The following is a 7,767-nucleotide window of genomic DNA, read 5'->3' as shown; positions in this document are numbered from 1 at the left end:
ATCCATGTTGGTGAAAATGAAAGCGCGAAATATTGGCTATCAATTTTAAATGAGCTTAAAAACCGGGGTGTCCAGGATATTTTGATCCTCTGTGCCGATGGCTTAACGGGCATTAAAGAAGCCATTGCCGCGGCCTTTCCCAAAACCGAGTACCAGCGCTGTATTGTCCATCAAGTCCGCAATACACTAAAATACGTTTCGGAAAAGGATCGAAAAGCCTTTGCCGTTGATCTTAAGACCATTTACCATGCCTCATCCGAAGAAAAGGGCCAGGAAGCCTTGGAGAGGGTCAATCAGAAATGGGCCCCAAAGTATCCAGGTGCGCTACGTAGCTGGGCGAAAAACTGGGATGCGCTGTCTCCCATCTTCAAATTTTCACCCGATGTCCGAAGAGGGTTCGAATCCCTCTTGGCACGCCATAAAACATGATTTCAACGGCCCTATGGGCTGTTTTTTATTTATTTTAAAGTCTACTTTCGTTATATTTTATGACTGTTATCCTATAAAAAAGAGTACCACACCAAGACAGTTTTCCCTGAAGTGATCCTCTTTATTCTACTTCTTATTCATTAATTTAGATGCCATCCCGATATCTTTTATCCCTCAAAAATCTGATCCAATCAAAAATCCTAATACCGTTTCTTCAAATAAAGGATGAGGAGCACACTGGCACCCAATAATAGCTCAACCAGAGCAGCCCCCTGAAAACGCCATGATGATCCCAAACCAGTATTTTGATTCGTTCCTTGATTCTCCGTTATGCGTGTTATTGTTGTCTCTTGTCTCTTGTCTCTTGGGCTTTACTGTAAGTTCTATAGAATCAAAGGGCTTTTCAATTTCACCATTATTATTACCATCTCGTGCCTTTAAATAAATGGTGACCTTTCCTTCTGAATGGGATTGAAGCCTGCCCATTTCATCAATTGAAGCCACCTTAGGATGACTTGAGATCCATTGGGCAGTTAAATCGTCAATGGCATCCGAATTGAGGTTCAAAACGCCACCATCCAAGGTATATCCAGTATGAAAAACGGGAGCAAGCTGAATGAATTGATCCTTATCCATGCTATTTCCATCGGGGATATTTCCAATAGATAGGCGCTCTGCCAGAACAGTGAAGCGGCAGTTGATAAAAGTCTCTTCTGCTCGTGCATTCAATACTCCAGGCGTCTTAGGGAGGTTAATGGCATAGGTTTCATATTTTGTATAATCCCCACCGCCCAAATCCGATTGCTGCAAAGGATCTTTCAATTGGTCTGGATCGAGGCCATGGATTCCCAGTGCTGCTTCTTGCAGGGTTAAGCCTAAATTCTCATGAAAATCAAAGTTATACAGTATCACTCCTGTATTTCCCACCAAATCGATGATTGCATCATGGGCAACCGGAACAAGGGCTTTAGAATCGTAGGTTCCATCATCACCATTCAGTGCAACAATTTGAACAGTTTGATCTGAAAAGTTCTCCGGCAGCTTAAATCCAGGGATGGCTGTGTTGGTCTCTAATTTGATATTTCCCTGTGGTGCCCGGCGTGTTCCATCGTCCATCTTTGCATAATTCATTGTAAGTTGAATGTTCTTCATTTGTTCCTCAAGAGGGATTAGGGAATCCGCACTGATTATCCAAAAGTTATCCCTCAAATCATGGAGCGCACGGTTGCTCTCCATCTCCGGCCTGGCTTTATGAATTTCAAAGGCGTTGCTAAAATAACTCCCGTTCTGAACATTCCAAAAAGCATATGGAAAATCTTCCGGTACTGTGACACCTCTGTATCGATAATCTTGGACATAAATATGGTTATGCATCCGATCGTCTGGTAAATGAATAAATGAATATCTCCAAAAAATGAAACGGCCTGTTCTTCAGGGGGCACAAAGGTAGCACTGCCTGCTGTTTGTGTCCCCGATTGCTCAATTTTGATTGATCGGCTGTTCGGATTTGCATTCTCAGCGTCGATGGCCACATCTTTATAAAAAACCTGGTCGACGTATTCATTTTGAATAATGCCATAGCCTTCGGTCGTTTTAACATTCCGAATCATGATATTTTCAATGTTAACCTGCCCCGGATTATAGAGAATATTCAATGCGACATTTTTATTTCGGGTATCCACACCCCAAAAGCTTGGGTATTCCGTGCTATTATCATTCCCGATATTTTCCAGCACCACATCCCGCATTACAAAGTGATTACACCCAGCTACTTTTCCTCCACCTGTCACCACGAAAAAATACTCGCCTCTATTTTTTGGTACTTTACTGGACCCGCTCCCCCCACCAACGGGGTACATATCCTTTCCTTTCCCGTCAAATTTCAAATTCTCAAGATAAATTTCCGGATTCATAAAAATCCAACGTTCCATTTTATCATCAATATTGGGATTACCAGTCCCACTGCGGGGTTCTTTGGACAGCGTTGCCATCGATTCCCCCAGTGCATCTCTATTCAACCCAACATAAGAAGCGTTTTCCTTTGACAAAGAGGTGTAATTGGTGCTATTAATATCGTTGTAAAGCCCATCATCAAAAAAAATGGTATAATCCCGTGAGGGAACGGCATAATTTAAAAGCTTAATCTTTGTACCGTCACGATTGGGGAATTCCAAATTGATAAAATCAATATCACTGGATGGTTGAACGGCTACTCCCTCCAGAGAGAATTCCTTTCCATCGTAGGAAATTGACTCTAAATCCCGTTTTGCCTCATCATGGGTCAAAAGATAATACTTGATACCATCACCGTCATAGCTATTGTCCGGTGCCACATATTCTGCCTCATTCACCGCAGGCGTAAAAGCACCCTCACTTGGGACAGCATCCCCAGAGCGATGAATTGTTGCTGCTTTTGCCCCTCCTGAAAACAGACCAAGCAACAAACATAATGGCGCAACAACCGCCAATCCCATCCGTATTTTTTCCCAAAAAACCATTTTTTACGACTCCTCTTCTGGTCTACTACACCCCATCAGCATACAGTATCTGAATATATTGGCACGATATGCTTTTGTACAATAATCTAACGAATATGTTTATATCTTTCCAAACACCTCCTATTTAAACTCTGCAAAAGTATGTGCTTGTAAAAAAAGAAATTCATAATCATTTAAACATATCGAGCGTACCAAATCCGTATACAATGGGAGCACCTGACGTTTTCTGCCTTCACTTTGATATCAACACAGTAAAAACCATTGCATCCTATTCACCCTTTAGATACAATTAAGCATTATAGCCATGAAGGGAGTTTATTATGAAAAAACGTGTGTTTCCATTTTGCCTCATTCTATTTTTATGTCTTTTTACCCTTTTTCCAGAAAACAGCCGTGCTGCTGATGGGGATATTACCCTGACCCTTACCGTCCCCACTGCCGCCAACAGCACCATTGCCTCTGGCCGGTCCTTTAGCGTCCAGGGGACCCTGGACGCTGCCAACGGTACCGTCATTCCAGAGGACGCTGTCCTGACCATCACCCTGACGGATGGGAGCGGTAACACTGTGCAAACCGTTTCCCAGAATCAGAAGAATAATGATAACGTCGATGTATCCAACCCATTGGTCAGTTACTACGATAAAAGTGACCCTAACCGGGATAATCTCAAATCCGCTGGGATGGCTGAAATTCTCTATGATCCTACGGACTCTACTGCTTCCTTGAAGAATGGCACCACGAAGTGCTATTACAGCGATACCCAATTCCGGGGCGTGATCGTCGGAGCAACCCATGCCGCCATTGATGATCATATGAATTATGTGGATGGTAGCGGCAATCCCTATACAGCTCTAGACGATGGCACGTATACCATTGAGGTAACGCTGACGGATAAGGATGGCACATCACTGGCCACCGCAAACTCAGACATCACCATCGGCACCAACCCCAACAAAGTGTTGGCCCGATTCAGTCCCAACGACCATTTTGCCAAAGTCCAGACCTGGGCTGATCAAAAGGGCTATACCGTTTATAACGATCCCTTCCCCGGCTATTTCAGCCAGGGAGATGTCTTTGCTGAAATCCTGCCCATGTGGCGGGCTGCCGATATCACAGAATATACCCAGGGTAAGGTCCATATGGTGGTGTATAACATGAAGGGCAGCAGCTCCTCCTACTCTGTGGAACTGGGTTACCTCCAAAGCGTCGGGGCCATTTCTGACCCCGATCGTTTTGCCGCCTATTATTATGATATCGGAGAGCCGAGCCTTACCGTTCCTGAGGCCGGCATCGACCTGACCGGTACCATTGTCCCCTTCGCTTCTGGAGACACCTTAGCCCTCACCCGGGCAGATACCGTGACCGATGGCACTCTGGATAATACCATCAATACCGAAAGCCCTGCCATTTTGGCCACGGATACGGATCTAACTGATGGTGTCACCGTGGCCCCCGGTACAGACCTCGCCATCCAGGGGGTAACGGCCCCCATTCAACTGGATTCTGCGGATGTAAAGAATAATGGGGATAACAGCTATACCCTGAACAATAAAATCTCTACCTTGGCCTACACCCTGGATAACGGCTCCCAAAGCTGGACTGAGGAAAAATCCGTAGAGACCCTCAAACGGGTAGACAACAGTGATTGGTCTAATCCTTCTGAACTGGAATTCAGCCATGTTCTGACTATTCCGGATTCCATGGCAGGCCAAAACCTATCGGTTTCCGTTGTTGGTTACGATAAACATGGCCACAAAGTCGATGGAACGGAGGAAAACTTTTCAGTTGTTGTCGAAGATCCCACCCCATCACCTTCTCCAACGATATCGACAGCGTCTTCCAATAATGTCCCCACCGGACTGACCCAAACGTCCCCTGCCCTGGAATTGGCCGCACTGCTTTTATCCCTGTCACTTTTACTTCTAGGGGTTCGCCTGCATCGCAATTACTAATACGATAAAGCTGAAGAATTTTTACAAGGACTAAAAATTCTCCAGCTTTTTTTATTTTATTAAAAGGTAAAACGGTCCCCTAACTGAAGGAATTCCCAAAATTCCCTTAATTTTATCCAATTTTTTCATTTTAACTTGTCGCTTATACCTGATGATGATAAAATATACAAAAATGATATCGCTATGCAAAGAAGGGAGTGAAGTGCCATGAGTCCGACTCGAAAGGGCAAGATGACCCGTGCCCGGATACTAAACTGTGCAAAAGAATTATATTATGAAAATGGGTTTGATAAAACCACCATTCAAGCCATCGCTGATAAGGCAGGCTCAACCTTGGGATCAATGACCTATCATTTTTCAACCAAGGCTGATTTTGTGGACACCTTGTTTTCTGATTATCATGGAGCCATCGAGCAAACTATCGATACCGTGGCACCGCGGATGAAGCATTCCGAGTTTATCCGCAAGCAGATCTTCGTTCTGTATATTTATTACCACAATATCTTTGTTGATCCTCAAATCACCCAGTTCTATCACGAAATCTTAAAAAATGACGAGTATTACCAAGTGGTTCGGGGGCAGATGGACTACATCTTTAAACAAGAACTCTCTCATCTGGGACATACCATCTGTACCGCCTCTATCATATCGGATCGGGGGGCCCATCAAGCCTGTTTGAATGCGTATTGCAGCGGTGAGCTGGATATGACAGTAGACGGTATTACCACCTTTGCCATCCTCTATACGACCCGTTGTTTACGTGTTTCAGATGAAGAAGCCCGTAAGGACATTAAAGACGCCCGCCGTTTCCTGAAAACCTATGGTCATGAGCTCGAAAAAATCCGACTCATTCCCTAACCTTTAATCTAAAAAAGAGCGCGCACCCATGGTGCCGCTCTTTTTTTGCCCCTTTATGAACAAAGGTTCGACTGGAGCATTCCTTCGAAATCACTTACCGAGAGGGGCTTGGCATAGTAATACCCCTGGCCAAACTCACACCCCTGGGATTTTAAAAAGGCAAGCTGTCCCTCGGAGTCAATCCCCTCCACCACCATGGGCAGCCCCAGGGCCTGGGCCATATGGATTACCGCTGACAAGATTTTTTCAGCTTTATCATTTTCTTCAAATCCCCGGAGAAATTCCAAATCAATTTTAAGAATATCCACGGGAATATCTTTTAAAGCATTTAATGAGGAGTACCCGCTGCCAAAATCATCCAGAAGAATGACAAAGCCATCGGCTTGAAGTTCTTTAATGGTCGCCATCATCTTTTCCGGCTCTTCCATATAAGTACTTTCCGTCACTTCAATATGAATCAATTCCTGGGAAATACCGTGCTGACTAAGGGTCTCCTTCATCTCCGTTCCCAGATTCACATTGTAAAAATTCACCTGGGAAAGATTGACAGAAATCGGCACCATCGGCAATCCCCGGTTTCGCCAGTCCGCTAAAATGGCACAACAAGCATTAAAGGTGTAGTGGTCCAGCAATCGAATAAACCCATTTTTTTCAAAAAGGGGGATAAAGTCATTCGGCGGGATTAGGCCCTCCACAGGATGATGCCACCTCACCAATGCCTCGGCACTGGCCAGGCAATTCTTTTCAATATCGAATACAGGCTGGAGCTGGATAATAAATTCTTCCTTGGCCAAAGCCGACTCCATATCTGCCAGAATTTTCTGTTCTGCCAATTGGCGCTCTCCCATTTCCGCGGTATACCAGCCCATTCGCCCGATGTAATTTTGCTTCACCGTGTTAAGGGCTAAAAGCGCCCGATCGCACATCAATGCCACCGGCAGATTGGGATCATCGATGACGTAAACACCATAGGTCAGGACGATGGGAAAAGCCCTGCTCTCCCCCAAGTCGGGATTATCCATAATCTGTTGTTTATTTTCTTCAAGGAGACGGAGCGGCAAACAGATTACAAAATGATCAGACTCCATGCGGGCATAACTGCCCCACTCCAAATCAATTTTTTGCTGAATCGACTGCCCGATGCGAATCAGGAAATCGTTCCCCTTCTTCCACCCCAAAAGCATATTAATCGTACTGAACCGTTGAATATCCATAACAATAATACACAAAGGCTCATTATCTTTCCTATATAACAACCGACGGACATCCAGGTAAAATGCCTCCACGCTGGGTAGGCCGGTCAAAGAATCAACCTGATCATTGTAGCTTTGAACAGAAAGATAAATAACCGCTACGGTGAGTGCGCCACCGAGACCTGTCAGCAAATAGGCAGGCATCAACGCCTGAATCCCTCCCAGAACGACATTGATCAGAATCGCCGCTAAAATAGTGTAATAGGTTTCCCTCGCAATGCTCTGACGACTTCTCAGGACATACCCCAAACTGATGACTAAATAAATGATCCCAACAATTAGTTCCAGAGCATTGAAGGGCCCCCGAACATAGCTGCCATCTGCAGAAAAGGACATAAACAAGCCAGTAAAGGGATTGATGATCAGAATACTAAAGATACCCACTAAGGCGGGCACATACATCAGCCATGGCAGATTCCGCCTCTTTCCAACGGCGACAAAAACGTAATGGGCCAGAAGGCAGGGCAGCATAAAGCCTAGGCTGAGATAAAGGGCATTGGTCCCATAGAGCAGCCACAGGGGAACGACAGTATGGTGCCAGCCCAAAATCACGGTAGCCATATCTGTAATATTAATAAAGAAGACTGCGGCACAATAGAAAATGAAAAGATTAAGCTGTTTCGAAAAACGCCGGGGCTTGACGAGGAAATAAACCATCAGGATGACGAGAATTAAAATCGCCGATATTTCATATTCAATACGGTAATCCATCATCCGCTACCCTCCAAGAGATTTTTTTCATTATACCACGGTCGCTCTTTCTCCACAAATTATTTA

General features: G+C 44.8%; 5 protein-coding genes and 1 pseudogene. 3 read left to right on the top strand and 3 right to left on the bottom strand.

What is annotated here, in order from left to right:
- Nucleotides 1–393 (top strand): annotated as a pseudogene (locus BLW33_RS08820) (IS256 family transposase); the annotation flags it as partial.
- Between the two features lie 291 nt (nt 394–684).
- On the opposite strand, the gene BLW33_RS08815 reads toward BLW33_RS08820, so the two are convergent.
- Both BLW33_RS08815 and BLW33_RS08810 read right to left on the bottom strand, forming a co-directional pair.
- Nucleotides 685–1,581, bottom strand: a complete 897-nt coding sequence (locus BLW33_RS08815; protein ID WP_090307760.1) for an Ig-like domain-containing protein — start codon at nt 1,579–1,581, stop codon at nt 685–687.
- Nucleotides 1,582–1,634: 53 nt separating this feature from the next.
- Nucleotides 1,635–2,927, bottom strand: a complete 1,293-nt coding sequence (locus BLW33_RS08810) for a DUF4097 family beta strand repeat-containing protein (RefSeq protein ID WP_090307757.1) — start codon at nt 2,925–2,927, stop codon at nt 1,635–1,637.
- A 320-nt stretch (nt 2,928–3,247) separates the two neighbouring features.
- Between BLW33_RS08810 and BLW33_RS08805 the strand changes: the two genes are divergently transcribed.
- Both BLW33_RS08805 and BLW33_RS08800 read left to right on the top strand, forming a co-directional pair.
- Nucleotides 3,248–4,879: a hypothetical protein gene (locus BLW33_RS08805; protein ID WP_090307755.1), complete on the top strand. Its 1,632-nt coding sequence runs from the start codon at nt 3,248–3,250 to the stop codon at nt 4,877–4,879.
- 207 nt (nt 4,880–5,086) lie between these two features.
- Nucleotides 5,087–5,737 (top strand): TetR/AcrR family transcriptional regulator, encoded by a 651-nt coding sequence (locus BLW33_RS08800; protein ID WP_090307752.1) that lies wholly within the window; start codon nt 5,087–5,089, stop codon nt 5,735–5,737.
- A gap of 53 nt (nt 5,738–5,790) precedes the next feature.
- Here the strand turns inward: BLW33_RS08800 and BLW33_RS08795 are convergent, their stop codons facing one another.
- Nucleotides 5,791–7,704 carry a putative bifunctional diguanylate cyclase/phosphodiesterase gene (locus BLW33_RS08795; protein WP_090307749.1) on the bottom strand — a complete coding sequence of 638 codons (1,914 nt, stop codon included), beginning with the start codon at nt 7,702–7,704 and terminating at the stop codon, nt 5,791–5,793.
- Between the last annotated feature and the right edge of the window lie 63 nt (nt 7,705–7,767).

It is taken from the genome of Eubacterium aggregans, assembly GCF_900107815.1.
Classification (GTDB): Bacteria; Bacillota; Clostridia; order Eubacteriales; family Eubacteriaceae; genus Eubacterium_O; species Eubacterium_O aggregans.
This window is presented reverse-complemented; position numbering and strand designations above follow the sequence as displayed.

What these genes read in the sequence shown, in the direction of transcription:
- BLW33_RS08815 (WP_090307760.1), bottom strand. Translation starts at nt 1,581, where the DNA reads ATGAAGAACATTCAACTTACAATGAATTATGCAAAGATGGACGATGGA.
- BLW33_RS08810 (WP_090307757.1), bottom strand. Translation starts at nt 2,927, where the DNA reads ATGGTTTTTTGGGAAAAAATACGGATGGGATTGGCGGTTGTTGCGCCA.
- BLW33_RS08805 (WP_090307755.1), top strand. Translation starts at nt 3,248, where the DNA reads ATGAAAAAACGTGTGTTTCCATTTTGCCTCATTCTATTTTTATGTCTT.
- BLW33_RS08800 (WP_090307752.1), top strand. Translation starts at nt 5,087, where the DNA reads ATGAGTCCGACTCGAAAGGGCAAGATGACCCGTGCCCGGATACTAAAC.
- BLW33_RS08795 (WP_090307749.1), bottom strand. Translation starts at nt 7,704, where the DNA reads ATGATGGATTACCGTATTGAATATGAAATATCGGCGATTTTAATTCTC.